We start from the raw sequence: 26,541 nt of genomic DNA, 5'->3' as shown, positions 1-26,541 counted from the left end.
CCCGGGGGGCCGCGGCGCCCGGCCCGCGGGGCCCCCCCGCCCCCGTACCCGTCGCCGGCCTCGCCTCCGGGGGGGGGGTGCACGGTGCCGAGGGCCACGCCGAGGCCGCCCTGGCCGTCGCCGTCTACTGCGCGCTCGTCGCCGAGGACGTCCCGCACGGCCTGCGCCTCGCCGTCACCCACGCGGGCGACCCCGGCGCCGCGGGCGCCCTCTGCGGCGCACTGCTCGGCGCCCTGCACGGCGAGACCGCCCTCCCGGGCGGGTGGCTCGCCGTCCTCGAAGGCCGCGCCACCCTGCTGGAACTCGCCGACGACTTCGCCCTCGAAATGACCCAGGGCCCCTCCCTGCACGGCCCGGCCGCCCCGGAGACCACCGCCGGCTGGACGGCCCGCTATCCCGTCGGCTGACGCCCCCTCAACATTGCGCCGCGCAGGCCGTAGCGTGGCCCTTCGCCGACCCCGGGAACCACGGAGGTGCCCTCAGCCATGCGGATCGCCACGACCATCTTCCTGACCGACCACACCGTCTCCCCCGTCCGTCTCGCCCGCGCCCTCGAAGAGCGCGGGTTCGCGGGGCTCTACCTCCCCGAGCACACGCACATCCCGGTCTCCCGCGACACCTCCGCGCCCATGGGCGGCGACCTCCCCGAGGTGTACGGGCGCACCCTCGACCCGTTCGTCGCCCTCGGCCAGGCCGCCGCCGTGACCGAGCGCCTCGCCCTCGGCACCGGCATCACCCTGGTCGCCCAGCACGACCCGATCGACCTCGCGAAGCAGATCGCCACGCTGGACCACCTCTCCGGCGGCCGCTTCACCCTCGGGATCGGGTACGGCTGGAACGTCGAGGAGGCCGCCGACCACGGCGTCGACTGGCGCACCCGCCGCGAGCTCGTCCGGGACCGGATGGCCCTGATGCGCGCCCTGTGGGCTCCGGAACCCACCGCGTACGTCGGCGAGTTCTGCACGGTCCAGGCCAGTTCGGCGCACCCCAAGCCGGTGCAGCCGGCGCGCGAACTCGGCCCCGGCCACCCCCTGCACGGCCCCCGCACCCTGATCGGCGGTGCCGCCGGCCCGAAGCTGTTCGCCGCCATCGCCGACCACGCCGACGGCTGGCTCCCGATCGGCGGCGGCGGGCTCTCCGAGTCGATGCCGGTGCTGCGCCGGGTCTGGGAGACCGCGGGCCGCGACCCGAAGGACCTCCAGGTGGTCCCGTACGCGGTCCGGCCCAGCCCGGGCAAGCTCGGCCACTACGCCGACCTGGGCATCGAGGAGGTCGTCCTCCAGCTCCCGCCGGCGCAGGAGGACGAGATCCTGCGCGTGCTGGACGACTACGCGCAGTACCTCTGAGCCGCCGATCCACTCGGCCAATTCACTCGACGCGGGCCCGGGACCGGCGCGACCATGACCCCGAGAGGGGGCTGATCCACATGCCGGGCCAGCGCAAACGCAAGCGGAGCAGGGAGCGGGCCCAGCGCCGGCTACGGGACGTACCGGGCCGCTGGGAACCGCTGTTCTCGACCCGGGACCAGGGGGAGCTGAAGGAGTACCTCCGCCGCCTCTACGCGGAGGGCCGGGGGATCGACCCGGAGCACGTGCGCATCGACATGTTCTGCGGCCGCCTCGTGCATCCGACCACGCACCGGGTCAGCGTCTTCGTCCCGGAGGGGCCGGCATGAGCGAGTGGAGCCACTGGTGGGAGCGGCTGCCGGCGGGCGTCCGCACGCAGATCGACGGGTACGTCCTCCAGGACCGCTTCATGCAGGCGGTCCGGACGGCCTGGGAGGCCGGCCGCGCGGGCGGACTCGGCCTCGCGCACGCCCAGTTCCTCGTCGGCGACCGCTACCGGCACTTCGGCGACCGGATCGCCCGCACCCCCGACTGCCCGGTCGACCTCGACTCCCTGACGGCCCGCGCCGCCGGGCTCCCGGGGCGCGTGGTGGCGGTCGAGGCCGTCTGGGACGGGGACACGGTCCACGACTGGTTCGTGATCCTGCTGGCCGTCACCGCCGGCCCGCCGGGCGAGCACGAGCTGGCCACCGTCCACCGGGACGCAGCCCTGCGCACCCTCGGCGACGGCGCCCCGGGTCCCGAACCGTCCGCGACGGTGGCCACCCGCGCCGGCACGGCCCTGGCGGCCCGCCTGGGCGTCCCCTTCCACTTCGCCAGCCCCCACACCCCGAACGACAACGCCCCCCGTTGGCGGCCCTGACGTCGGGCGGCGCGGCGCGCTCAGTCCGCGATGCGTCGCACGGGCTGCCCCGTGATGCGGCCGATGGCCTCGAAGTCCGCGTCCTGGTGGAGGACGGTCAACTTGTGGTGCTGTGCGATGACGGCGACGAGCAGGTCCACCGGGCTCGCGCACCGGTGGCAGCCTTCGCCGGCCATCCTCTGCTGGAGTGCCGAGGCGTCCTCCCAGACGGAGTCGCGGGCCACGAAGCGCGGGAAGGTCTCCCGCAGCAGGCCTCCGCCTCGTAGTAGGCCGGGCGGCCCCCGACGGCACGCAGGAACTCCTGGCGCACCGGTTCGCACAGCACCGCCGCCTACACTCCCCCCGTGATCACTTCCGGTACCCATGTCCGCATCGCCCGGCCGTCGCTCGATCTGGAGGCCGCCGAGCGGTTCTACGTCGGGGGGCTCGGGCTCGGGGTGCAGTGGCGCAGTGCCGGTGCGGGGCCCGGGGAGCACGAGCTGTTGATGGTGGGGCCCGCCGACGGGGGGTGGCACTTCGAGCTGACCCGCGATCCCCGCAACCCCGTCGCGCCGTCGCCCACCGTCGACGACCTGTTCGTCGTCTACCTCGGCGAAGCCCCCGACGACGCCCTCGTCCGGCGGCTCGTGGAGCACGGCGGGACGCGGGTCGCCGCGCACAACCCGTACTGGGACGAGCACGGGGTCACCGTCGCCGACCCCGACGGCTACCGCCTCGTCCTGTGCTCCCGCACCTGGGGCTGAGCCGCTACCGCGCCGGCCAGAACTGGGCCAGTGCCGCCTCCTTGTACGGGGCCGGGCTCACGCTCAGGTCGCCCGCGAACGGCCGGTCCAGCGCCATCACCAGCAGCAGGCTGAAGCCGATCAGCCCGGCCACCGCCGAGACGAACAGCAGCTGCATCTTCAGGCTGCGCAGGCCGAACAGGAAGGTGAGCGGGAGGATCACGAGCGCGCCCCCGTACACCAGGACCTGGAGCAGCACCGGCAGGGACGTTTCGGCCATCGAGATGCGGGCCCGGCGTTGCGCGGCGACGTCGTTGATGCGGCCGACGGCCTGCTCGTAGAAGGTCTGGCTGCGGGTACCGCTGGGCTCGTACGCCTGGAACGCCCGGTAGAGGCCGTGGGTCTGCTCGGCGGTCGCGTCGTAGCTGGGGACGCCGTCGCGCATCCTGGGCCACTGCACTTCGACGACGGCGTGTACGTAGTCGCCCACCGCCCGCTCCACGCGGGCGCGTTCGGCCGGCGGGAAGGCCTCGGCGCTGCGCACCACGAGGGCCAGGTCGGTCGCCTCGGTCGCGACGACGGTCTCGGTGTTCTCCAGCTGCGTCCAGAGCGTGACGACGACGAAGGCGAGGATGATGCCGTAGATCGCGCCGAACATGCCGAGGGCCACCCCGACCATCTCGTTGTGTTCGCCGCCGGCCAGGTGCGGGAAGCGGCGGCGGGCGGCGAGGCTGCCGCCCACGGCGAGCGCGACGAAGCCGCCGACGAGGAGGACGCCGAGCGTGAAGGTGCTGAAGGTGTTGAGCAACCAGAGGATCATGGGCTGCTCAACGATCGACCCCCCGTGAAGGCCCGGCGTGGACCGCCACCCGCCCGGTCGGTCAGTGGACCGCGGGGGGCTTCGGGAGGCCGCTGCTCAGGGCGGTGCCGGCGCCGGTGAGGGAGGCGTCGGTGGCCTTGGTGGCGGAGCCGGCGGCGGAGGCGGTCACGGCGAGGGCCGTCTTCGTGTCGTCCACGGCCTGGCCGGGGTGGTTGGCGATGTGGCCGATGCGCTGGGTGACGGGCTGCCCCTCGATGGTCGGGCCGTCGGCGTGGGCGGCGACGGGGGTCAGGGCGAGGGCGGCGCCGCTGGTGAGGACCAGGGCGGTGAGGCGGCGCTTCATGGCGTTCATGCCGTGCAGAACGACCCGGCGGCCCCCCGGGTCACCGCCCCGCCCCACTTCGGGTGACCGCCGGGCCCGCCGGGTCAGTCCTCGACGACCAGGGCCGGGGTGGACTTCGTCAGGATCTCGCCGCGGAAGAAGGCCGGGCTGCGGCGTGCGGTGACCAGCATGATCACCAGGCCGAGGGCGAGCAGGCCGACGCCGATGACGAAGACGCTGCCGACGCCGAGGACGGTGGATCCGGAGCCGTACGACGGGTTCCACATGTCGACGAGGGTCTTGAGGAAGACGCCGGCGAGGAGGAGTCCGCCGAGGACCGGGAAGACGCCCTTGAAGAAGAGGTCCCGTATGGAGCGGCGCAGCTCGCCGCGGAAGTACCAGGCGCAGGCGAAGGCCGTCAGCGAGTAGTAGAAGCAGATCATCAGGCCGAGCGCGAAGATCGTGTCGGTCAGGACGTTCTCGCTGACCAGGGTCATCACGGTGTAGAAGGCGCCGGTGGCGGCGCCCGCCATGACGGTGGCGCGGCCCGGGGTCTTGAAGCGCGGGTGGACCTTGGCGTAGGAGGCCGGGAGGGCTTCGTACGTGGACATGGCCAGGACGGTGCGGGCGACCGGGATGAACGTGGTCTGGAGCGAGGCGGTCGCCGAGGCCAGGACCGCGACGAAGAGCAGGATGCCGAGCACGGGGCCCATGACCGGGCCGGCGAGGGCGGCGAAGACGTTGCCGGAGGTCTGCGGGTTGCCGAGGCCGAGGCCGGCGGTGCCGGAGCCGACGGCCATCTGGGCGGCGACGCCGGTGGCCAGGTACGAGCCGACCAGGACGACCATCGCGATGAGGGAGGCGCGGCCGGGGGTCTTGGCGGAGCCGATCGTCTCCTCGTTGGCCGTCAGGCAGGTGTCCCAGCCCCAGTACATGAAGATCGAGAGGGAGAGTCCGGCGGTGAAGGCGCCCATGGACTCGACGGCGAAGGGGTTCATCCACTGCCAGGAGAAGTCCAGGCCGGTGTCGAAGCTGCCGGCCGAGGCCTTCTGGAGGGCCATCGCGACGAAGAGCGCGAGGACGGCGAGCTGGAGGCCGACCAGGGTGTACTGGACGCCCTTGGTGGCGGTCATGCCGCGGTAGCTGATGGCGGTCGCGGCGGCGATGAGGGTCAGGCAGGTGGCGATGTGGACGAGTTTGCTGTCGTCCAGGGCGGCGATCGACGGGTTGCCGGTGATCTCGCCGGCCAGCAGCCAGAAGTAGGAGGTCGCGACGCCCGCCAGGTTGGACAGCACGATGATCGTGGCGATCACCAGGCCCCAGCCGCACATCCAGCCGATCCGCGGGCCGAAGGCCTTCACGGTCCAGGTGAAGGAGGTGCCGCAGTCCGGGACGGCCTTGTTGAGCTCGCGGTACGCGAAGGCGACGAGCAGCATGGGCAGGAAGCCGGCCAGGAAGACCGCGGGCATCCGGACGCCGACCTCGCCGGCGGTGGAGCCGAGGGTCGAGGTCAGGCAGTAGACGGGGGCGACGGTGGAGATGCCGATGACGGCGCTTCCCACCAGGCCCACGGAGCCCTTGCCGAGCCCCTTGCCCCGCACTCCGCCGGGGGCCTCGCCGGCCGCGCCGCCGGCGACGCCGTTCACCGTGTCCGCGACCCGAGGCCGATCGTCCAGCTGTGTCATGGGTCAGGACGTTAGAGGCTGCGTTTTCCATATCCGGGGGGTTTGAGTCCGAGCGGCTACCGGCGGGAACACCTTCGAATCCAGAGCACACGGCGGTTCATTAACACTTAATGCAAGGTTCATGCGCGCATCCGCCCCCTGCTCAACAGGGGGCGGACATCGTGTTCCGGAATGCGGAAACCGCAGCGGTACCCCTTTTGTACCGATCTGAACTTTCCCGTGTGACCTGAGTCTCAGGTCGTCCAGACGATCGACTGCACCTCGCTGTACGCGTGCAGTGCGTACGAGCCCACGTCCCGCCCGACTCCCGACCGCTTGAAGCCGCCGAACGGCGCCTCCATGTTCCGGCCGATCGTGTTCACGCCGACCCCGCCCGCGCGGAGCCGGCGCGCCACCCGGAACGCGCGGGCCGCGTCCCCGGACCACACGTAGCTCAGCAGGCCGAAATCGCTGTCGTTGGCCAGCCGGACCGCCTCGTCCTCGCCCCCGTCGAACGGCACGACCACCACCACCGGGCCGAAGATCTCCTCCCGGACCACCCGCATGTCGTTCGTGCAGTCCACCAGCAGCGTCGGCGCCACGTAGAAACCGCGGCCCTCCCCCACCACCGGACGCTCGCCGCCGTACGCGATCCGCGCGCCCTCCTTGCGGCCGAGCTCGACGTACGACTCCACCCGGTCCCGGTGCGCCGCGGAGATCACCGGGCCGACCACCGTGCCCGCCACCGCCGGGTCGCCGACCTTCATGAAGGCCAGGTAGCCGGTCAGCTTCTCGACGAGCCGCTCGTAGACCGACCGGTGGACGATCACCCGGGTCGGTGCCGTGCAGATCTGGCCGCTGTAGAAGGAGAAGGTGGTGCCGATCCCCGTCACCGCCGCGTCCAGGTCGGCGTCCCCGAAGACGATCGCCGCACCCTTGCCGCCCAGCTCCATCAGCTGCCGCTTCATCGAACGGCCGCAGACCTCCGCGATGCGCTGCCCGACGCCCGTGGATCCGGTGAACGACACCATGTCCACGTACGGGGAGTCCACCGCGGCCTCGCCGACCTCGACCGAGGCACCGCAGACCACGTTGACGACACCGGCCGGGGCGCCCGCCTCGTGCAGGGCCTCGGCCATCTTGAACACCGACAGCGGGTCCTGCGGCGCCGGCTTGACCACCACCGTGTTGCCCATGGCCAGGGCCGGGGCCACCTTGCCCGCCGGGTTCGCCCACGGGTTGTTGTACGAGGTGATGCAGGTGACCACGCCGACCGGCTGGCGCACCTCCAGCGCCCCCAGGATGCTCGCCTTCCCCATCGGCCCGGCCTCGGTGACCTGCGGCGCCAGCCCGCGCTCGACCGGTTCGAGGGCGCCCTTCGCGTACCGCCGGAAGCGGGCGACCCCGACCCCGACCTGCATGCCGCGCGCGATCCCGGTCGGCGCGCCCGTCTCGGCCCGGGCGAGGGCCGACCACGGCTCGTACTCGCGCTGCATGATGTCCGCGGCCCGGTCCAGGATCGCCGCCCGCTGCTCGGGGGGCGTACGGGACCAGCCCTCGAAGGCGTCCGCCGCGGCCCGCGCCGCCTCCTCGACCTGGCCGCGCGAGGCCTCGGGCGCCAGCCCGACCACCGTCTCGTCCGCCGGGTTGACCACCTCGTAGTGACCGCCGGCCGGCTCCACCCACTCGCCGCCGATGTACAGCCCCTGCCGCGGGGTCCCGCTCATCGCGTGCTCACCGTCCTCGTGTCGCGGCCCGAGCGGAGCACGGTCCCGGGGACCGCCCCCGTGACCCGGTCGTCGCGGATGGTCTCGACGCCGTTGACGCGTACGGACACGATCCCGATCGCCCGGGCGTCCAGGCGCGGGCTGTCGCCCGGCAGGTCGTGGACGAGGGTGGCCGGGCCGGCCTCGATCCGCTCCGGGTCGAAGAGCACCAGGTCCGCGTGGAACCCCTCGGTGATCCGGCCGCGTTCGCGCAGCCCGAACAGCTGCGCCGGATCGTCGGTGAGCATCTTCACCGCCTGCTCCAGCGGCACCAGCTTGCGGCCGCGCAGGCAGTCGCCGAGGAAGCGGGTCGTGTACGGGGCCCCGCACATCCGGTCCAGGTGCGCGCCGGCGTCGGAGCCGCCGAGCATGACGTCCTCGTGCTGCCAGGTCTCGGCGCGCAGCGCCCAGCTCGCCGGGTCGTTGTCGGTGGGCATGGGCCAGAGCACCGTGCGCAGCCCGTCGTTGGCGCAGATCTCGACCAGGCAGTGGAAGGGGTCCTGGCCGCGCTCGGCGGCGATGTCGTTCACGACGCGGCCGGACAGGCCCTCGTTCTCCTCGCTGTACGTGTCCCCGATGACGTAGCGGCCGAAGTGGGCCAGGCGCCGGAAGACGCCGGCCTCCTTGCTGTCGGCGCGGCGCAGCATCTCGGCCCGTACGGCGGGGTCGCGCAGCTTCGCGATCCGTTCGGGCACGGGCAGGCCGAGGACCTCGCCCCAGCCGGGGATCAGGTTCAGGGCGCAGAACGTGCCGAGGGACATGTTCATGGGGGTGAGGATCGGCATGGTCAGCGCGACGATGCGGCCGCCGGCCTTGCGGGCGCGTTCGCTCGGTACGAGGGGGCGGGGCCCCGGTGGGGGGCCGGGGGGTCGTCTGGGGCGGCCGTCCCTGTTCGGGGGGCGGCGGGGGGCGCCTAAAAACTCGCCGCGGCGGCCTATCACACCGCCGGCGAACTGGTCGAGGCAGCCGGCGACGATCGCTTCGAGCTGGGTGCCCTCGTGCTCGGAGACGGCCTTCGAGAGGGCGAGGAGCTCGGCGGGCCCGGCGTGCCGGGAGGCGACGGGGGCGCCGTCACCGTCCGAGTGGGTGGCGGACTGGGTGGTGGACAGGCCCCAGGCGCCGGCGTTCATGGCGTCGTGGAAGAGGTCGAGCATCTGCTGCATCTGCTCGGGGGTGGGCCGGCCGCCGACGGCGTCCGCACCCATGACGTGCCGGCGCAGGGCGCAGTGGCCGACCATGAACCCGGCGTTGACGGCGATCCGTCCTTCGAGGGCGTCGAGGTACTCGCCGAAGGTGGACCAGGTCCAGTCGACGCCTTCCTCCAGCGCCTTGAGGGCCATGCCTTCGACCCTGCTCATCATGCGGCGCGTGTAATCGGCGTCCTCGGGGCGGTCGGGGTGCAGCGGGGCCAGGGTGAACCCGCAGTTGCCGCCGGCGACGGTGGTGACGCCGTGGTTCATGGAGGGGGTCGCGTACGGGTCCCAGAACAGCTGGGCGTCGTAGTGCGTGTGGGGGTCGACGAAGCCGGGGCACAGCACGAGCCCGGTGGCGTCCTCGCTGGTGCGGGCCTCTTCCGTGACCGTGCCCGGCGCTCCGATGACGGCGATCCGCCCGTCGCGGATCCCGATGTCGGCGGTGAACGCGGGGCCGCCCGTCCCGTCCACGACGGTGGCTCCCTTGATCAGGTGGTCGAGCATGACTCCCCTTCTGCGTTGCGGTACGTGGTGCGGCGCGCGCCCCGCGCCCCGGCCGGTGGCCGCCCGGCCGGGGCTGGTTCCGGGACGGCGGTCCGGGAAGACGCCGCCCCTGTTCCCCCGCCGGGTCAGACGGCCTGGCGGAAGCGCGTCGTGCGGTGGACCGGATCCGTGTCGATCTTCGGGATGACGTGCTCGCCGATGAGCTTGACGGTGGTCATCGTGTCCTCGTACGAGACGCCGGTCGGCAGGCCGAACGACAGCTGGTCGGCGCCCGCCTGCTCCCACCGCTTGCACTGCGCGAGCACCTCGGACGGGTCCCCGCAGATCAGCAGCTCCTCGGCGATCAGCAGCTCGATGATCTCCGCGTTGTACTCGGGCAGCGTCTCGGGCCACTGCGGGATCGCCTCGGGCCGCGGGAAGGTGTCGTGGTAGCGGAAGACCAGCGACTGGAAGCGGTTCATGTTGGCGTTGACCGCGATCTCCACCGCCTTGTCGTGCGTCTCGGCACATATCGCGGTGGAGGTGACCATCACGTTGTCGTTGACGAACGCGCCGATGGCCTTGGCCTCCTGGATGGCCGTCTTGTACTGCTCCAGCACCCACTCCATGTCGGAGACCTTCTGGACGCTGAACCCGAGGACGCCGAGGCCCTTCTTCGCGGCCATCGCGTACGAGGAGGGGGAGCCGGCGGCGTACCACATGGCCGGGTGGGCCTTGCCGTACGGCTTGGGGAAGATCTTGCGCGGGGGCAGCGACCAGTGCTTGCCCCGGAACCCCTCGTACTCCTCCTGGAGGAACATCTTGGGGAACTCGGCGATGGTCTCTTCCCAGATCTCCTTGGTGTGGTTCATGTCCGTGATGCCGGGCAGGAACCCGAGGATCTCGTGGCTGCCCGCGCCGCGGCCGGTACCGAACTCGAAGCGGCCCTTGGAGAGGTGGTCGAGCATGGCGACCTTCTCGGCCACCTTGACCGGGTGGTTCACCGGGGCCAGCGGGTTGAAGATGCCGGAGCCGAGGTGGATGCGCTCGGTGGCGTGGGCGAGGTAGGCGAGGAACACCTCGTTCGCCGACAGGTGCGAGTACTCCTCCAGGAAGTGGTGCTCGGAGGCCCAGGCGTACTTGAAGCCGGACTTGTCGGCCTGGATGACGTACTCGGTCTCCTCGATCAGCGCCTTGTGCTCTGCCTCGGGGTCGACCTTGGACCGCGCCTCAGGCACGTATCCCTGCACGAAGAGCCCGAATTCCAAGGGGGTTCACCGTCCTTCGATTTCTGACGTGTCGTCAGATTTGATGAGTCGACTGTTCCACCGCGGAAGCGGGAGCGTCAATACCTGACGCCTCATCAGATACGGTTCGGGGGCGGCTACAGGATGCTGACGCCCGCCATCCAGCCGCCGTCGATGACGAACGGCTGCCCGGTGATGTACGAGGAGTCCTCGCTGCTCAGGAACAGGGCCAGCCTGGCGACCTCGTCGGGCCGGCCCACCCGCCCCATCGGCACGACCCGCCGGTAGAGCTCCGCCATCGCGTCCCGCGCCTCGTCGCTCATGTTCTCCGGGTCCAGCAGACCGGGATTGGCCATCGGGGTGTCCACGGCACCCGGGCACATCGCGTTGACCCGTATGCCCTTGGCGGCCAGCTCCAGCGCGGCCACCCGCGTCAGGCCGACGATCGCCGCCTTGGTCGCCGCGTACGAGCCGACGTACGCCATGCCCGTCAGGCCCGTGTACGAGGACGTGTTGACGATCGTGCCGCCGCCGGCCGCCCCGATCTCCGGGGCGACCGTCTTGATGCCGAGGAAGGCGCCGACCTGATTGACCTGGACCAGCTGCTGGAACTCCTCCAGCGGCGTCGAGACCAGCTCGTTGAAGCGCAGGATGCCCGCGTTGTTGACCAGGCCGTCGATCCGGCCGAACGCCTCCTTGGCCGCCGCGACGGCCGCCGCCCAGTCCTCCTCCCGGCTCACGTCCATCCGTACGTACCGGGCCCGGTCCTCGCCCAGCTCCTCGGCCACGGCGGCGCCCTGCTCGTCCAGCACGTCACCGAGGAGCACCTTGGCTCCCTCCGCGGCGAACAGCCGGGCCTCCTGTTCGCCCTGGCCGCGCGCCGCGCCCGTGATGACGAAGACGCGCCCGTCCAGCTTGCCCATGTGGTGCCCCCTGAAGGCCTAGTCGTTGAGGAGGGGGCCGACCTCGGCCCCGAAAGCGGTGATCTGGTCGGTCAGTTCGGCCCGGTCACGGCAGCGGAAGCGGACCTGGATCTGGTCCACGCCGAGCCCGCGGTACTCGCGGAGGGACTCGGCGAGCACCTCCGCCTTGCCCGTGAGGGTGCGCCGGCCGGTGTCCCAGCCGGGCTCGCCCACGTACAGCGCCTCGGTGATCGCACCGAACTCGACGGGATCGGCGATCCCGGCCGCGGCACGGAGCTCCCTGATCCGGGCGATCTGCGCCGGGAGCCGGTCCCGCGGGTCGCCCTGCGGGAGCCAGCCGTCGCCGCGCACCGCGGCCCGGCGGACGGCCGCCGGCGAGGAGCCGCCGACCCAGACGGGGATGCGGGACTGGGCGGGTCGCGGCAGCTGCCCGAGGTCCTTGAAGGCGAACCGCTCGCCCTCGAACTCCGGGTACTCCTCGGGCCCGAGGGCGGCGCGCAGCGCGTCCAGGGTCTCGTCGAGGACGGCGCCGCGCCCGGCGAAGTCGGCGCCGAGAACCTCGAACTCCTCCTGCACGTGGCCCGCGCCGACGCCGAGGATGAGCCGGCCGCCCGAGAGGTGGTCGACGGTGGCGTACTGCTTGGCGCTGACCAGGGGGTGGCGCAGGCCCAGGATCGCGACGTGGCTCAGCAGCCGGACGCGCTCGGTGATCCCGGCGAGGAAGGCGAGGGTGGCCACCGGGTCGTACCAGACGGTGCTCATGGCACCGGCGAGCCGGCGCGGGATGGCCACGTGGTCGCAGGTGGCGAGGTACCCGAAGCCGGCCCGGTCGGCGGCCCGCGCCACTTCGGCGAGGTCGAGGGCGGTCGCCGAGGCCTCCCAGGGCTCGGCGTAGATGGTGCTCTGCGACTGGATCGGGAGCTGCATCCCGTAGACCAGCCGGCCTTCCGCAAACACGCGCGCCATGGCGCCTCCGCTTCGTCGTCCGCCCCGTGCCGTTGCCTTCCGCGTCGGCGCAGGTGTCGGCCGCGCCCGCGACTGCCGGCGCGCCCGGTCGGCGCCGGGGGCCATCGTCGTAGCTGACGGTCCGTCAGGCAAGGGGTTCGACCCGGCCGCCCCGGGCGCGCACGTCTCGCACTGCACGACTGGAACGGATACGCGCCGACGGCCGCCGAGCGGCGAGACCTGGACAGCGAGCTGGACGGCGAGCTGGACGGCGAGCTGGACCGGCGGCCGGCCGAGGTGCGGCGACCGTGACGGAGATGCACATCGTGCTGGACGAGACGGCGATGCCGGCGGCGGGCCAGGACAACGTCCTGGCCTCCCGTCTCATCCACCGCGCCCACGCCGAGGCGGGCCGGCGCACAGCCAGTACGCGGCCGGGCCCACGCCCGAACGCCCCGGGGGAGCGGTCGTCGCCACGACGTTCCCCGAACGGTGGGAGGGCGAGCCGGTCCGCATCGTGGACCTCACCCCCTGACCGCGCACCGGCGGTCGGGGGGACGGGCAGTGAGGGGCCGGGAGGTCAGCGGCCGGGAGGTCAGCGGCCGGGAGGTCAGCGGCCGGGAGGTCAGCGGCCGGGAGGTCAGAAGCCGGCCGGGCCCATCACGATGACCGGCTTCGCCGCCGGGTCCAGCGTGCCCAGGAGCTTCTGCATGGCCTCCTTCGGAATGCCGATGCAGCCCTGCGAGGGGCCGTCGTGGTCGACGTGCAGCCAGATGCCGCCGCCCTTGTCCTCACCCTCCGGTTTGACCAGGTCCAGCGGGGAGAACCCCGTCCGGCGGTTGTAGTCGATCGCGACGACGTACTCGAAGGCGCCCGCGAGGGACTCGCCGTTCACGCCCCGGCCGGTGGGGACGAAGAGCCGGTTGTGGTCGTACGGGAACTTCGTGCCCGGCGGCTTCTCCAGCAGACCGCCCGCGTCGGAGAGGGTGAACACGCCCACGGGGGTGGTGAGGTCCCCGTCCTCGCGTTCGCCGGAGTTCCAGCCGCTGGCGCCGTTGTGCGCGGGCCAGCTGCCGCTGCTCTTGACCCAGTCCGCGGCGGCCGACGGCCGGGTGTAGAGGGTTGCCGTGGACTCCGAGGAGTCCGTCCCCTTGCCGGTGACGAGGAGGAGCTGGCGGGCGGTGGCCGGGATCTTCGCCCGGGTCTCGTCGCTGACGTCCGGGAGTCCCCGGTCGGCGTCGGGGGACGCGGCGGCGGTCCCGGGGGCACCCGGGGCCGCGGGGGCACCGGGCGCCCCCGGGGCGCCGCGCGTACCGCGGGTGGCCCGGGCGGCATCGGCGGGGGCGGCGTCGGTGGTACCGGCCGGGCGCGGGCCGCCGCGCCCGGCCGCCCCGTCCCCGGGGCGGTCCCCGGTCCGGGCCTGGACGGCGGCGCCGGGATCGTCGTCCTGGACGGTGTAGGCCCAGCCGGCTCCGAAGGCCAGCAGGCCCACGGCGGCGGCGACGGCGAGGGCGCCGCGTCGGGGCGACCGGAGGCTGTGGAAGGCGTGGGAAATGCGGGAGCCGGCTCGGGGGTGCTCGCTCATGCCTCCGACGGTACACACGCGATCATCAGGATTCCCGAGGCGACGCCGTCCGGTGCGGCGCGGGTCTCCCCGGAAGGCGCACCCGGACGGTCAGCCCGCCGCCCGGTCCCCGATTGGCCCGCACCGCCAGCTTCGCGCCGTGCGCCCGCGCGATCGAGGCGACGATCGACAGCCCCAGTCCGGCGCCCTCCCCCGCGGTGTGCCGCCGCTCGGCCCGCCGCCGGAACGGCTCCAGCAGCCGCGGCACGTCGGCGGGGTCGATGACCGGGCCCGTGTTGGACACCGTCAGCACCCCGTCGGCGGAGGTGGCCACGGTGATCCGGCCCCCGGGCCGGTTGTGCCGCACGGCATTGACCAGCAGGTTCCGCACCAGGTGCCCGAGCAGCGCCCGGTCCCCCGTCACGGTCGCCGGGACCAGACGCCGCACGACGGCCGGATCGGTCCGCGCCGGTTCCGCCTGCCCCGGTTCCGCCTGCCCCGGTTCCGCCTGCGCCAGTTCCGCCTGCGCCAGTTCCGCCTCGACGAGCGCCGTGAGGTCCACCGGGCCGGTGCTGTCCAGGCCCTCCTCCGACACCGCGAGCAGCAGCAGCGACTCCACGAGGTGCTCGCCGGACTCGGCGACGCCGATCAGCTTGGACCGGATCCGCGCCACCTTCTCCGGCGGCGGGTCCCCGGCCAGCCCGATCTCGGCGGCCGCCCGCTGGACGGCGAGCGGGGTGCGCAGTTCGTGGGCGGCGTTGGCCGCGAACCGGCGCTGCGCGCCCACCAGGCTCTCCATCCGGTCGAGCATGCCGTCGAAGGTGTCGGCCAGCCGCTTGAGTTCGCCGGGCGGGGCCTTGAGGCCGATCCGCTCGTGCAGGTTCTCCCCCGAAAGGCGGCGGGCCGTTTCGGTGATGACGCCGACGGGGCGCAGCACGCGGCCCGCCATCCACCAGGCCAGCCAGATCGACAGCACGGCGAAGACGGCGAGCGCGATCAGCGAGACGACCAGCAGTTCGTGGAGGGTGGCGGCCTCGACGGCGTCGGAGAGGTTGCGGGTGACCGCGTACGTGCGCAGCTGCTCCTGGGTGGGCAGGGCGGCGCCGGGCGGTAGCCGCTGGGCGGGCACCGCCCTGACCGGCTGCCCTTCGACGGCGGCGCGTGCGAACCCGGTGCCGGGGACGGCGGTGGTGACGGCTCCGCTGATGCGGGTGTAGAGCCCGTCCCGCAGCAGGACGTTGATCAGGGCGATCAGGCCGCCGCCGGCGAGGACGAGCAGGGAGCCGTAGAGCGCGGTGAGACGGGCGCGCTCGGAATGGAGCACCGCTCTCATCGCGGACCGGTGATCCGGTAGCCGGCGCCCGGCACGGTCTCGATCAGCGGCGGCTCGCCCAGCTTGGCCCGCAGCTTGCTGAGGGTCACCCGTACGGCGTTGGTGCTGTACGAGGTGTCCTCCTCCCACACCTGCTCGATCAGGTCGTCGTTGCCGAGCACCGCGCCCTCTGCCCGCAGCAGCGCCTCCAGCACCGCGAACTCCTTGCGGGACAGTGCGAGCCGGTGCCCGTCGCGGGTCGCGGTCCGCCGGGCGGTGTCCACGGCGATCCCGCAGCGCTCCAGCACGGGCGGCAGGGCGGGCCGGGTGCGCCGGCCGAGCGCCAGCACGCGGGCGAGGAGTTCGTCGTAGGCGAACGGCTTGGTCAGGTAGTCGTCGGCGCCGAGGCCGAGTCCCTCGACCCGGTCCCGTACGGTCCCGGAGGCGGTCAGCATCAGGACGCGGGTCAGCAGCCGCTCGCGCACCACCTGCCGGCAGACCTCGTCCCCGTGCAGGCCGGGCAGGTCGCGGTCGAGGACGAGGACGTCGTACTCGCCGAGGCGCAGCCGGCGCAGGGCCTCCGGGCCGTCGCCCGCCTCGTCGACGGCCAGCGCGTCGCGGCGCAGCCCTTCGGCGATCATCTCCCGGAGGAATTCCTCGTCCTCCACCACCAGAACTCGCATGCCGCCCTCTTTACCGGAATCTCGTATTTCCTCGTCATAAGCAAGATCGGAGAGAGAAGCGAAACCCGCATCGGGTGGAGGGTCGGCCGCATGAATCGATCCATGACCATGACCACGGCCGCGGCCCTCACCGGGCTGACCCTCTTCGTCACCGCGTGCACGGGCGGTGCCGGTTCGGACGCCAAGGACGGAAAGGACGGAAAGGACGGAAAGAAGGACGGCACGTCGTCGAACGCGTCGGGCGCCGGCGGTGGCGGAAAGGCGAGCGGCGCGGACGCCGACAAGGCGCTCAAGACCCGCAAGTGCCTGCGCGAGCACGGCATCGACGCGCCCGACCCGGAGCCCGGCCAGGACCCGCGCGGGATGACGCTGGGCTCGGGCAGCGAGGATCCGGAGGCGCTGAAGAAGGCCTTCGAGGCGTGCGGAATGCAGGCGCCCGGCACGGGCCAGGTGTCGCAGGAGCAGAAGGACAAGGCCCTGAAGTGGGCCAAGTGCATGCGCGACAACGGCGTGAACATCCCCGACCCCGAGTTCAACGGGAGCGCCATGAGCGCGACCAAGATCCCCGACGGCCAGGAGCAGGCCTTCCAGGACGCCCAGAAGAAGTGCGACGTCGCGTGAGGCGGCGCGGCAAGTGGCTGCTGGGCTCGCTGGCCGTCGTGCTCGCCGTCTCGGGCGGCGGGTACGCGGTGACGGCCCAGCCGCGGACGGACTCCGACCGGTCGAAGGACCGGCGCACGGACGGACGGCCGCAGCAGATGGCCCCCGTCACGCGCGGGGACCTCGGCTCCGGCCTCACCGTGGAGGGCACGCTCGGCTACGCGCAGGAGCGCAAGCTCGGCGCGGGCGGGCCCGGGGTGCTGACGTGGGCCGCGGGCGCCGGCACGGCGATCGAGCGGGACGGGAGGCTGTACGAGGTCAACGGCAGGCCGGTGCGGCTCATGTACGGGAGCACGCCCGTGTACCGGCAGATGAAGACCGGTGACAAGGGCGAGGACGTCAAGCAGCTCAAGCGCAACCTCCAGGCCCTCGGGTACGGGACCGGGCTCGACCCGGAGGACGGCACCTTCACGGCGGGCACGGCGACGGCGGTCAAGCGCTGGCAGAAGGCCCACAAGGCGGCGGAGACCGGCGAGGTCGGCAAGGAGGACATCGCCTTCGCGGCGGGACCGCAGCGGGTGCAGAGGAACGACGCGGCGGTCGGCGACGAGCCGGCACCGGGCAAGCCGGTGCTGACCCTGACCGGGACCGAGCGGATGGTCCGCTTCCAGCTGGACGTGGCCAAGGCGGGCGCGGCGAGGACCGGCGACGCGGTGACGGTGAAACTGCCGGGCGGCGGCACGGCCACCGGGAAGATCGACTCGGTGGGCAGCACCGCGAACCCGGACGACCCGAACGGCGGCGGAGGCGGGGCCGGGGGCGGCGGTGGCGGTGGCGGCGGGAAGCCGAAGGTCGAGGTGAGCGTGTCCCTCGACCACGCCTCCGAGATCAAGGGCCCGGACCAGTCCCCGGTGTCGGTCCGGCTCACCGGCGAGACCCGCAAGGACGTGCTCTCCGTACCGGTCAACGCCCTCCTCGCGCTGTCCGGCGGCGGCTTCGGCGTACAGGTCGTCGAGAACGGCGCGGTCCGTGACGTCCCGGTCGAGCTCGGCATGTTCGGGCAGGGCCGCGTCGAGGTCAGGGGGGACGCCCTCGAGGAGGGCATGCAGGTGGGGATCCCGGCACAGTGACGACGACAGAAACGAACGGACCGGCGGCCGGGCCGACGCACGGACCGACGGCCGGACCTCCCGCCGGGCACCGGCACGCCCGCGCCGTCGTGGAACTGACCGGCGTCGCCAAGGAGTACCCCGGCGGGGTCAAGGCCCTGCGCGGGGTGGACCTGACCGTCCTGAACGGCGAACTCCTCGCCATCGTCGGCCCCTCCGGCTCCGGGAAGTCCACCCTGCTGCACATCGTCGGCACCCTCGACCGCCCCAGCGCCGGCCACGTCGCCATCGCCGGGCACGACGTCGCGGCCCTCTCCGACCGCGCCCTGTCGGCGCTGCGCTCACGCCACGTCGGCTTCGTCTTCCAGTCCTTCCACCTCGTACCCGGCATCAGCGCCAGGGCGAACGTCGCGGAGGGACTGCTGTACTCCGGCCTCTCGCGCGCCGAACGCGGCCGCCGGGCGGAGCGGGCCCTGGAACGGGTCGGCCTCGGCGACCGGATGGAACACCGGCCGCACGAGCTGTCCGGCGGGCAGAAGCAGCGCGTGGCGATCGCCCGGGCGGTCGCGGGCGAACCGGACCTGCTGCTGGCCGACGAGCCGACGGGCGCCCTGGACTCGGCGTCCGGGCAGTCGGTGATGGAGCTGCTGCACGAGCTGAACCGGGACGGAGCCACCATCGCCGTGATCACCCACGACCACGAGATCGCGGCGAGCCTGCCGCGGCAGGTGCGGATCCGGGACGGCGAGATCGTGGCGGACGTGTGGAACACGGGAACCGGGACGGGAACGGGGACGGGGACGGCGGCAGGGTCGGGGGCGGGGACGCGGTGAGGGCGACAAGGAAGCTGCGCCCGTCCCGGCTCGGCCCGCGGGACGTCCTGCACGTCGGCTCGGCGGGGCTGCGCTCGCGCCCGATGCGGGTGTTCCTGTCCGCGCTCGGGATCGCGATCGGCATCGCGACGATGATCGCGGTCGTCGGGGTCTCCTCGTCCAGCCAGGCCAAACTGCTGCGGGAACTCGACGAGCTGGGCACGAACATGCTGGTCGCGACGCCGGGCCAGTCGATGTTCTCGGGGCAGGACACGAAACTGCCCAAGGAGGCACCCGGCATGATCTCCCGCATCGAGGGGGTCGAATCGGTGGGTACGACGGGCGACGTCGCACAGTCCGTACGCCGGTCGGAGAACATCCCGAAGGAGGAGACGGGCGGCATCGGCCTGAAGGCGGCGAAGGACGACCTCCTGAAGGTCCTGCGCGCCCGGATGCAGACGGGGACCTGGCTCAACGGGGCGACCGGACGCTACCCGTCGGTGGTGCTGGGGAACGTCTCCGCGCAGCGGCTGGGCATCACCGGGCCGGGGCAGCAGGTGTTCATCGGCGGCCGGTACTTCACCGTCATCGGCATCCTGGACCCGGTCCCGCTCGCCCCGGAGATCGAACGCTCGGCGCTGATCGGCTGGGAGGCGGCGGAGCAGCTGCTCGGCTTCGACGGCCATCCGACGGCGATCTACGAGCGCTCGGCGGACGACCGCGTCACGGCGGTCCGCGGCCTGATCGCCCCGACGGCCCATCCGCAGTCGCCGAGCACGGTCTCGGTGACGGACCCGTCGGCGGCCCTCCAGGCGAAGGCGGCGACGGAAGGAGCCTTCAGCACCCTCCTCCTCGGCCTGGGCGGAATCGCCCTGCTGGTGGGCGGGGTCGGGGTGGCGAACACCATGATCATCTCGGTCCTGGAACGCCGCCACGAGATCGGCCTGCGCCGCTCCCTGGGCGCGACGAAGGGCCAGGTGCGCATCCAGTTCGTCACGGAGTCCCTGCTCCTGTCGGGGCTCGGCGGCCTGGCGGGCATCGCGCTCGGCGCGGCGGCCACGGCGGCCTACGCCCGCGCGGGCGACCTCCCCTGGGTGGTCCCCCTCTGGGCGGTGACCGGCGGCTTCGCATCGACCCTGGCCATAGGCACCCTGGCGGGCCTCTACCCGGCGGTCCGCGCGGCCCGCCTCTCCCCCACCCTGGCCCTCCAGGCGGGATAGGCGGGAGTGCTGGAACCCGGTCCGGAACCCGGTCCGGAACCCGGTCCGGGACCCGGTCCGACCAGGCGTTCCAGGACCTGACCGCGCGGGGCGATCCGTGGCGGCGCATGTCCAGTCCGAGCCGGCCGCACGACGCCGAGCCCGGTCGGCGTGCCCCCCGGACCCCGCCCCGGCCGGGCGCAGCACCCTCCTCGCCCCATCCCCCGATCGCGTCTCGCGTCGTACGCTGAGGTGATGAGAACTCCCAGGCAGGCAGCCCGCATTGTGATCCTCTCGCCCAGCGGGTCGGTGTTCCTCTTCCGTGAGAACAACAGCGAGGTCGGCATCCACTGGCTGCCGCCCGGTGGCGGGATCGACCCCGGGGAGACTCCCGAGGAGTGCGTGCGGCGGGAGTTGCGGGAGGAGACCGGGTGGACCGATCTCGAGCCGCAGCGGCTGTTGTGCACCTGGGAGCACGACTTCACCCACCAGGGGATCCCCGTCCGCCAGCACGAACACGTCTACGTGACCACCGGCCCGCGGCGCGATCCCGTGCCCGAGTCGCCCGACGCGCACTGGCGGTGGCTGTCGCAGCGGGCGCTGGCCACGCTCGGGGAGCCCCTGTGGCCGCCGCGGCTCGCGGACCTGCTGGCCGACGCGCCGGCCGGGCCGGTGCACCTCGGGCTGGTGGTCTGACCGGCGGCGCTCGCACCCCCTAGCGGGCGGCGGTGGTCGCCTTCGCGTACAGCGCCGCCGCGTAGTCGCCGAGGATGGTGCTGGTCGAGACGTCGTCCGTGTCGCCGCCCGTCAGGACGCCGATGATCTTCCCGTCGCGGGCGAGCCAGGCGCTGCCGCTCGTGCCGCCCGGGAAGTCCGCGCAGTCGAAGCGCTGTTCGGTCGGGGTCTCGCGGATCGCCGACGCCGTGCACGTACGGGGGACCTTGCGGTCCGCCGGGTAGCCGGTGACGGTGATCTCCTCGCCGGAGCGGCCGGTGGTGTCCAGGGTCGCGGCGCCCGTGACGTCCTCGATGTTGCGGCCGGAGGCGTCCGGGGCGAGCCGGGCGAAGGCGAGGTCGTAGTCGTCGTCCGTATCGTCGGACCAGCGGGGGTCCTCGTAGACCTCCTCGATCGTCCAGGCGCCGTACGGGGCACCGCCGTTCGCGTACGCGGGTGCGAAGACGGCTCCGCCGCCGTCGTGCTTCCCGGCGAGCAGGCAGTGCCCGGCGGTGACGATCATGTTCTTGCCCGGGCTGTGCACGACGGTGGCGGTGCAGAAGTGATCACCCTGCACGCCGCCCTCGAAGAGGGCGCCGGTGAAGGCGGCGGGGCTGCCCGGCCGGGGCGTGCCCGAGGTGTTCAGCTGCGGCTCTTTAGCCGCTTGCGATCGCGAAGACGAGCCCGGTGAGGGTTTCGCCGGAGCCGCCGCCTTCACCTGCGTGGCCGACCGGCCCTCCGCAGCCGGCACCACCTTCGTCATGGCAGCGGACGCGCCCAGCGCCGCCACCGCGCACAACACCCCGGTCACCACGGTCCGCTTGTCCACCGCCACCGCCCCTCCCACTTTGCTCCGGCGAAGCATGCCTTGTCGTTCGCCTTCGCCGCAAGGGGACCACTATGCCCCGGGCCACAGCCCTTCCGGCGTCAGGCCGAGCAGGTCGATGGCGTTGCCGCGGACGATGCGCTCGACGACGTCCGGCGCGAGGTGCCCCATCTGGGCTTCGCCGACCTCGCGGGATTTGGGCCAGGTCGAGTCCGAGTGCGGGTAGTCCGTCTCGTAGAGGACGTTGGCGACTCCGATGGAGTCGAGGTTCTTCAGCCCGAAGGGGTCGTCGAAGAAGCAGCCGAAGACGTGGTCCGCGAAGAGTTCCGACGGCGGGCGCAGCACCTTGTCCGCGACGCCGCCCCAGGCGCGGTTCTCCTCCCAGACGACGTCGGCGCGTTCCAGGATGTACGGGATCCAGCCGATCTGGCCTTCCGCGTACATGATCTTCAGGTTGGGGAAGCGTTCGAACTTGCCGCTCATCAGCCAGTCGACCATTGAAAAGCAGCAGTTGGCGAAGGTGATGGTGGAGCCGACCGCGGGCGGGGCGTCCGCGGAGGTGGACGGCATCCGCGAGGACGAGCCGATGTGCATGGCGATGACCGTGCCGGTCTCGTTGCACGCCTCCAGGAAGGGGTCCCACTCGTCGGTGTGGACGGAAGGGAGTCCGAGGTGGGGCGGTATCTCGGAGAAGGCGACGGCGCGGACGCCGCGTGCGGCGTTGCGGCGGACCTCGGCGGCGGCCAGGCGGGCGTCCCAGAGCGGGACGAGGGTGAGGGGGATCAGCCGGCCGCGGGCGTCGGGGCCGCACCACTCCTCCACCATCCAGTCGTTGTAGGCCCGTACGCCGAGCAGCCCCAGTTCGCGGTCCTTGGCCTCGGTGAAGGTCTGGCCGCAGAAGCGGGGGAAGGTGGGGAAGCAGAGGGCGGACTGGACGTGGTTGACGTCCATGTCCGCGAGGCGGTCGGGAACCGAGAACGACCCCGGGCGCATCTGCTCGTACGTGATCACCTCCAGCCTGATCTCGTCGCGGTCGTAGCCGACGGCGGTGTCGAGCCGGGTGAGGGGGCGGTGCAGGTCTTCGTAGACCCACCAGTCGCCGATCGGACCGTCGTCTCCCCTGGTGCCCATCACGGGGGCGAACTTGCCGCCGAGGAAGGTCATTTCCTTCAGGGGGGCGCGGACGATCCGGGGGCCGGAGTCCCGGTACTTGGACGGGAGCCGGTCCCGCCAGACGTGGGGAGGCTCAACCGTGTGGTCGTCCACCGAGATGATCTTCGGGAAGGTCTCCATGCAGACTACGGTAGCGCTGATCTGACGAACCGTCAGCTAGTTGGAGGGTGATCGGTCCGACACGGGCTGACGGGTAAGCGCAAGACAGGGCAGACTGGCCCTTACACCGACGGAAGGCAGGGGGGACGACAGATGGACGGCATACCGGCCATCCCGCACCAGCGGAACCACCCCGAGGCAGCCCGGCGCCAATCCGCTGCCGCGCCGGACGCCACGGCCGAGGCCCGGCCCGCCAACTCGCCCGATCCCACGGCCGGTCCGCGCGACCCCGCCCACGCCGGCACGCCCCAGCCCGATCCCGCTCCCGCGCCGGGTGCCGACCCCGCGGTCAACCCCGCGGCCGGCCCCGCGGTCAACCCCGCGGCCGGCCCCGCGGCCGGTGACGGCCCCGCAGCCGGCCCCGATGCCGAGCCGGCGGCCGAGCCCGCGCCCGGCGCCGCGTCCAGGGCCGTGGACGCCTCCCCGGACGGGGCCGGCGGCGAGGACACCGCCCCGGCCGCCGATCCCGCCGGGGCGCTGCCCGGGGTGCCCTCGCCCGGACGGTCCGTCGGGGCCGCCGGCGCCGAGGCCGACGGGCGCACCGCCGGGACGCGGTTCGCCGTGCTCGGGCCGATCCGGGCCTGGCGCGGCGGCGAGGCGCTGCCCTCCGGGACCCCGCAGCAGCGCGCCCTGCTCGCCGCGCTCCTGCTGCGCGGCGGCCGGACCGCCACCGCGCCCGAGCTGATCGACGCCATCTGGGGCGAGGACCCGCCGCAGCAGGCCCTGGCCACGATCCGTACGTACGCCTCCCGGCTGCGCAAGGTCCTCTCGCCCGGCATGCTCGTCAGCGAGTCCGGCGGCTACGCGATCCACACCCCCGCCGGCGCCCTCGACCTCGGGGTCGCCCGCAGCATCGCCGCCGACGCCGACCAGGCGCGCGGCGCCGGCGACCGCACCCTCGCCCGTACGCTGCTCGGCCGCGCCCTGGACCTGTGGGACGGCGAACCGCTCGCCGGAGTGCCCGGTCCGCACGCGGAGACCGAGCGGACCCGGCTCGTGGAATGGCGGCTGCAGCTGCTGGAGACCCGTCTCGACCTCGATCTGGAGGTCGGCCAGCACGCCGAGGCCGTCTCCGAGCTGACCGCCCTGACCGCCGCCCACCCGCTGCGCGAGCGGCTGCGCGAGCTGCTGATGCTCGCCCTGTACCGCAGTGGCCGGCAGGCCGAGGCGCTCGCCGTGTACGCGGACACCCGCCGGCTCCTCGCCGACGAACTCGGGGTCGACCCCCGCCCCGAACTGTCCGCGCTGCAACAGCGCATCCTGCGCGCGGACGCCGAACTCGCCTGCGCCGAAGACCCGGCTCCGGCCGCCGCGCCCGCACTCGTGAGGCCTGCCCAATTGCCCGCCACCGTCGCCGACTTCACCGGCCGTGCCACCTTCGTCAACGAGCTCGGCGAAATCCTGGCCGGGGTCGGCGGCCAGATCATGGCCGTCTCCGCGCTCGCCGGCATCGGCGGTGTCGGCAAGACCACCCTCGCCGTGCACGTCGCGCACGCCGCCCGCCCGCACTTCCCCGACGGGCAGCTGTACGTCGACCTCCAGGGCACCGAGCCGCGGCCCGCCGAGCCGGTCGCCGTCCTCGGCTCGTTCCTGCGCGCCCTCGGCACCCCCGACACGGCCATCCCGGACACCGCCGCCGAGCGGGCCGCGCTGTACCGGTCCACGCTCGACGGCCGCCGCGTCCTGGTCCTGCTCGACAACGCCCGCGACGCCGCCCAGGTCCGCCCGCTGCTGCCGGGCACCGCGGGCTGCGCCGCCCTCGTCACGAGCCGGGTCCGCATGGCGGGCCTCGCCGGGGCCCATCTCGTCGACCTGGACGTGATGAGCCCCGAAGAGGCCCTCCAGCTGTTCACCCGGATCGTGGGTGCGGAGCGGGTCGGCGCCGAACGCCAGGCCGCCCTCGACGTGGTCGGCGCCTGCGGCTTCCTGCCGCTCGCCATCCGCATCGCGGCCTCCCGGCTCGCCGCCCGCCGCACCTGGACGGTGTCCGTCCTCGCCGCGAAGCTCGCCGACGAGCGCCGCCGCCTCGACGAGCTCCAGGCCGGCGACCTCGCCGTCAAAGCCACCTTCGAGCTCGGCTACGGGCAGCTGGAGCCCGCCCAGCAGCGCGCGTTCCGACTCCTCGGCCTCGCCGACGGGCCCGACATCTCCCTCTCCGCCGCGGCCGCCGTACTCGACCGGGCCGAGCACGACACCGAGGACCTCCTCGAGGCTTTAGTGGACTGCTCCCTCCTCGAATCGGCCGCGCCCGGCCGCTACCGCTTCCACGACCTCGTACGCCTGTACGCGCGCGCCTGCGCCGAACGCGACGAGCAGCCGCCGAGCGGGCGGGAGGCGGCCCTGGACCGGCTGCTGGACTTCTACCTGGCCACTGCCTCCGCGGTGTACGCCGTGGAGCGGCCCGGCGACCGGCTGCCCGCGCACCTGTCCGCCACCCACTACCCCGGGCTGCGCTTCGCCGAGCCCCGCGCCGCCCTGGACTGGCTGTACGCCGAGGCCGACCCGCTGCTGGCCTGCGTCCGGCAGGCCTCCGTACGCTCGACCGGGCAGGACGACGTGCTGCGCCGGGCCGTGGACCTGCTGTGGGCGGCGAAGGACCTCGCCGAGTCGGGGGCGAACTCCAAGCAGTACGAGTCGGCCGCCGTGGCCCTGCGCGACGCCGCGCACGCCGCGAAGGACCCACATGCGGAGGGCCGGGCCCGGACCACCCTCACCAACGTCCACCTGGTCGCGGGCCGGTTCGGCGAGGCCGACGCCGAGGCCCGGCAGGCGATGGACCTGGCCCGCGAGGCCGGCGATCCGCTGCCCAGCTGCTGGGCGCCCAACGACCGCGGGATCATCGCCCTCTACCAGGCCCGGTGGGCCGACGGCGAGCGGTACCTGCTGGAGGCCATCGAGAACTTCCGCGCCGACGGCAACCACATCGGCGAGGCGAGCGCATTGTGCAACCTGTCCCGGATCCACGTCGGGCTGGGCCGGCTGACGAGCGCCATCGAGCTGGCCGAGCAGGGCATCGCCATATACGACCGGATGGGCCTGACCCTGCGGCTGGCCAACGGCCGGTACGCGCTGGGCATCGCGCTCACCCAGGCCGGCCGGCTCGGTGAGGCGCAGACGCAGCTCACCGAGGCGCTGTCGCTGTTCCACGACAACCGGCAGCCGCTGTGGGAGGGCGTGACGCACTTCCGGCTGGCCGAGGCCCATCTGGCGGCGCACCGGCCGACGCTGGCGGCCGCGCACGCCGAGCAGGCCATCGCGCTGCGCGGGATCGGCGGGGAGTGGCGCCGGGCGACGGTGCTGACGGTGCTGGGGAAGGCGCTGCGCAGGCTGGGGCAGCGGGACCGGGCGCGGGTGTGCTGGCGGGACGCCGAGGTCGTCTTCAAGCAGCTGAAGTCGGCGGAACTGGCCGAGGTGCAGGCCCTGCTGGCTGCCGAAATCGCGGCCTAGAGAGCGCGACGGCGGCCTGAGCTGCACCGATCGCGGGATGAACGCGGCATTCATCGTTCGTTTATCGCCGTCCGCCACGATGGGTGCATCGACTCACCGCGTCGGGGGGCGCGGGAGTCGGCTGGAGGACCACCCGTTCGGCGGTCCGCGGGGGAATCGCCGAACGGGCCCGACCCACCATCAGGAGAACCGATGACGACGAACGAGAACATCCTGCCGAACGACGGCGACATCAGGCCGCTCGACAATCACGCGTCGGGTATCGAGATCAAGCCGCTCGACGGCACGCTTTCACCGGGCGTCGACATCACGCCGATGGACAACCACGCCTCCGGCATCGAGATCAAGCCGCTCGACAAGCCGCAGGACAACCACGCTTCGGACGAGGAGATCGTGACGCTGGACAACCACGCGTCCGGTCCGCGTCCGTAAGACGTCCCACGGGGGAAACGGGGGACGGTCCCACGGGGGATACGGGGGGCCGGGACCAACGGGGGGACCACGGGGGATACGGGGGAACTCCACGGGGGTCGCGGGGTCACTGGGGGACCCACGGGGGACTACGGGGGTGCACGGGGGAGCACGACGCACCACCGGCACGACGCACCACAGGAACGGCGGCCGCGGTGGCCCGGAGGGGGAGCCACCGC

General features: G+C 73.1%; 26 protein-coding genes and 1 pseudogene. 13 read left to right on the top strand and 14 right to left on the bottom strand.

The genetic code is table 11. The features are described 5' to 3' along the window. From ACFXA3_RS05005 to ACFXA3_RS04990, 4 genes are all read left to right on the top strand, one after another. Positions 1–407: ADP-ribosylglycohydrolase family protein (locus ACFXA3_RS05005; protein WP_385182073.1), on the top strand; the 407-nt coding region annotated here is incomplete at its 5' end. 78 nt (positions 408–485) lie between these two features. Beyond that, entirely contained in the window at positions 486–1,346 is an 861-nt protein-coding gene (locus ACFXA3_RS05000) for an LLM class F420-dependent oxidoreductase (RefSeq protein WP_385182070.1), read from the top strand. Positions 1,347–1,426: 80 nt separating this feature from the next. Further along, positions 1,427–1,675, top strand: coding sequence for a hypothetical protein (locus ACFXA3_RS04995; protein WP_385182068.1), 249 nt, complete (start codon positions 1,427–1,429; stop codon positions 1,673–1,675). Then, positions 1,672–2,208, top strand: a complete 537-nt coding sequence (locus ACFXA3_RS04990; protein ID WP_385182066.1) for a hypothetical protein — start codon at positions 1,672–1,674, stop codon at positions 2,206–2,208. Before ACFXA3_RS04995 ends, ACFXA3_RS04990 begins: the two co-directional genes overlap by 4 nt. A 20-nt stretch (positions 2,209–2,228) precedes the next feature. Here the strand turns inward: ACFXA3_RS04990 and ACFXA3_RS04985 are convergent, their stop codons facing one another. After that, complete coding sequence (locus ACFXA3_RS04985) at positions 2,229–2,432, bottom strand: hypothetical protein (RefSeq protein WP_385182063.1); 204 nt, start codon at positions 2,430–2,432, stop codon at positions 2,229–2,231. Positions 2,433–2,552: 120 nt separating this feature from the next. Between ACFXA3_RS04985 and ACFXA3_RS04980 the strand changes: the two genes are divergently transcribed. After that, positions 2,553–2,951: a VOC family protein gene (locus tag ACFXA3_RS04980; protein ID WP_385182061.1), complete on the top strand. Its 399-nt coding sequence runs from the start codon at positions 2,553–2,555 to the stop codon at positions 2,949–2,951. Between the two features lie 4 nt (positions 2,952–2,955). On the opposite strand, the gene ACFXA3_RS04975 is transcribed toward ACFXA3_RS04980, so the two are convergent. The 8 genes from ACFXA3_RS04975 to ACFXA3_RS04940 form a co-directional block, all read right to left on the bottom strand. Beyond that, on the bottom strand, positions 2,956–3,750 hold the full coding sequence (locus ACFXA3_RS04975) for a DUF4239 domain-containing protein (RefSeq protein WP_385182058.1): 795 nt from the start codon (positions 3,748–3,750) through the stop codon (positions 2,956–2,958). A gap of 61 nt (positions 3,751–3,811) precedes the next feature. Then, a complete protein-coding gene (locus tag ACFXA3_RS04970) occupies positions 3,812–4,102 on the bottom strand; it encodes a hypothetical protein (RefSeq protein WP_385182055.1) in 291 nt (96 codons plus the stop codon). A gap of 74 nt (positions 4,103–4,176) precedes the next feature. Beyond that, on the bottom strand, positions 4,177–5,757 hold the full coding sequence (locus ACFXA3_RS04965; RefSeq protein WP_385182052.1) for an APC family permease: 1,581 nt from the start codon (positions 5,755–5,757) through the stop codon (positions 4,177–4,179). 233 nt (positions 5,758–5,990) lie between these two features. Then, positions 5,991–7,463 carry an aldehyde dehydrogenase family protein gene (locus tag ACFXA3_RS04960; protein ID WP_385182049.1) on the bottom strand — a complete coding sequence of 491 codons (1,473 nt, stop codon included), beginning with the start codon at positions 7,461–7,463 and terminating at the stop codon, positions 5,991–5,993. Beyond that, entirely contained in the window at positions 7,460–9,199 is a 1,740-nt protein-coding gene (locus tag ACFXA3_RS04955) for an amidohydrolase family protein (protein ID WP_385182046.1), read from the bottom strand. The genes ACFXA3_RS04960 and ACFXA3_RS04955 overlap by 4 nt, the downstream gene beginning before the upstream one ends. 125 nt (positions 9,200–9,324) lie before the next feature. Next, positions 9,325–10,446 carry an LLM class flavin-dependent oxidoreductase gene (locus ACFXA3_RS04950; RefSeq protein ID WP_385182043.1) on the bottom strand — a complete coding sequence of 374 codons (1,122 nt, stop codon included), beginning with the start codon at positions 10,444–10,446 and terminating at the stop codon, positions 9,325–9,327. Positions 10,447–10,562: 116 nt separating this feature from the next. Further along, positions 10,563–11,348 (bottom strand): SDR family NAD(P)-dependent oxidoreductase, encoded by a 786-nt coding sequence (locus tag ACFXA3_RS04945; protein WP_385182040.1) that lies wholly within the window; start codon positions 11,346–11,348, stop codon positions 10,563–10,565. Positions 11,349–11,366: 18 nt separating this feature from the next. Further along, a complete protein-coding gene (locus ACFXA3_RS04940) occupies positions 11,367–12,314 on the bottom strand; it encodes an LLM class F420-dependent oxidoreductase (RefSeq protein WP_385182037.1) in 948 nt (315 codons plus the stop codon). A 296-nt stretch (positions 12,315–12,610) separates the two neighbouring features. On the opposite strand from ACFXA3_RS04940, the pseudogene ACFXA3_RS04935 reads away from it, so the two are divergent. Continuing rightward, positions 12,611–12,828 (top strand): annotated as a pseudogene (locus ACFXA3_RS04935) (hypothetical protein). A gap of 105 nt (positions 12,829–12,933) precedes the next feature. Here the strand turns inward: ACFXA3_RS04935 and ACFXA3_RS04930 are convergent. The 3 genes from ACFXA3_RS04930 to ACFXA3_RS04920 are packed head-to-tail and all read right to left on the bottom strand — an operon-like array spanning position 12,934 to position 15,852. After that, complete coding sequence (locus ACFXA3_RS04930) at positions 12,934–13,878, bottom strand: L,D-transpeptidase family protein (protein WP_385182034.1); 945 nt, start codon at positions 13,876–13,878, stop codon at positions 12,934–12,936. A gap of 25 nt (positions 13,879–13,903) precedes the next feature. Continuing rightward, positions 13,904–15,190: a sensor histidine kinase gene (locus tag ACFXA3_RS04925; RefSeq protein WP_385182031.1), complete on the bottom strand. Its 1,287-nt coding sequence runs from the start codon at positions 15,188–15,190 to the stop codon at positions 13,904–13,906. After that, the gene (locus tag ACFXA3_RS04920; RefSeq protein WP_385182028.1) at positions 15,187–15,852 is read right to left on the bottom strand and encodes a response regulator transcription factor; all 666 of its coding nucleotides are present in this window, start codon (positions 15,850–15,852) and stop codon (positions 15,187–15,189) included. The genes ACFXA3_RS04925 and ACFXA3_RS04920 overlap by 4 nt, the downstream gene beginning before the upstream one ends. Positions 15,853–15,954: 102 nt before the next feature. On the opposite strand from ACFXA3_RS04920, the gene ACFXA3_RS04915 reads away from it, so the two are divergent. From ACFXA3_RS04915 to ACFXA3_RS04895, 5 genes are all read left to right on the top strand, one after another. Continuing rightward, complete coding sequence (locus ACFXA3_RS04915; RefSeq protein ID WP_385182025.1) at positions 15,955–16,473, top strand: hypothetical protein; 519 nt, start codon at positions 15,955–15,957, stop codon at positions 16,471–16,473. Then, positions 16,470–17,582, top strand: coding sequence for a peptidoglycan-binding protein (locus tag ACFXA3_RS04910; RefSeq protein ID WP_385182022.1), 1,113 nt, complete (start codon positions 16,470–16,472; stop codon positions 17,580–17,582). Before ACFXA3_RS04915 ends, ACFXA3_RS04910 begins: the two co-directional genes overlap by 4 nt. Continuing rightward, positions 17,579–18,394, top strand: coding sequence for an ABC transporter ATP-binding protein (locus tag ACFXA3_RS04905; RefSeq protein ID WP_385182019.1), 816 nt, complete (start codon positions 17,579–17,581; stop codon positions 18,392–18,394). Before ACFXA3_RS04910 ends, ACFXA3_RS04905 begins: the two co-directional genes overlap by 4 nt. Continuing rightward, positions 18,391–19,593, top strand: a complete 1,203-nt coding sequence (locus ACFXA3_RS04900) for an ABC transporter permease (RefSeq protein WP_385182016.1) — start codon at positions 18,391–18,393, stop codon at positions 19,591–19,593. Before ACFXA3_RS04905 ends, ACFXA3_RS04900 begins: the two co-directional genes overlap by 4 nt. A gap of 234 nt (positions 19,594–19,827) precedes the next feature. Continuing rightward, on the top strand, positions 19,828–20,268 hold the full coding sequence (locus tag ACFXA3_RS04895; protein ID WP_385182013.1) for an NUDIX hydrolase: 441 nt from the start codon (positions 19,828–19,830) through the stop codon (positions 20,266–20,268). 19 nt (positions 20,269–20,287) lie between these two features. On the opposite strand, the gene ACFXA3_RS04890 is transcribed toward ACFXA3_RS04895, so the two are convergent. Both ACFXA3_RS04890 and ACFXA3_RS04885 read right to left on the bottom strand, forming a co-directional pair. Then, positions 20,288–21,115, bottom strand: coding sequence for a trypsin-like serine peptidase (locus tag ACFXA3_RS04890; protein WP_385182011.1), 828 nt, complete (start codon positions 21,113–21,115; stop codon positions 20,288–20,290). Positions 21,116–21,184: 69 nt separating this feature from the next. Further along, complete coding sequence (locus ACFXA3_RS04885; protein WP_385182008.1) at positions 21,185–22,405, bottom strand: amidohydrolase family protein; 1,221 nt, start codon at positions 22,403–22,405, stop codon at positions 21,185–21,187. Positions 22,406–22,537: 132 nt separating this feature from the next. On the opposite strand from ACFXA3_RS04885, the gene ACFXA3_RS04880 reads away from it, so the two are divergent. Next, the gene (locus ACFXA3_RS04880; RefSeq protein ID WP_385182005.1) at positions 22,538–25,891 is read left to right on the top strand and encodes a BTAD domain-containing putative transcriptional regulator; all 3,354 of its coding nucleotides are present in this window, start codon (positions 22,538–22,540) and stop codon (positions 25,889–25,891) included. Between the two features lie 192 nt (positions 25,892–26,083). Further along, positions 26,084–26,323 carry a hypothetical protein gene (locus ACFXA3_RS04875; protein ID WP_385182003.1) on the top strand — a complete coding sequence of 80 codons (240 nt, stop codon included), beginning with the start codon at positions 26,084–26,086 and terminating at the stop codon, positions 26,321–26,323. Positions 26,324–26,541: the final 218 nt, after the last annotated feature.

This window comes from Streptomyces sp. NPDC059456 (genome assembly GCF_042750055.1).
Classification (GTDB): Bacteria; Actinomycetota; Actinomycetes; order Streptomycetales; family Streptomycetaceae; genus Streptomyces.
The sequence above is the reverse complement of the archived record's forward strand: the minus strand, read 5'-3'. Positions and strand labels throughout refer to the sequence as shown.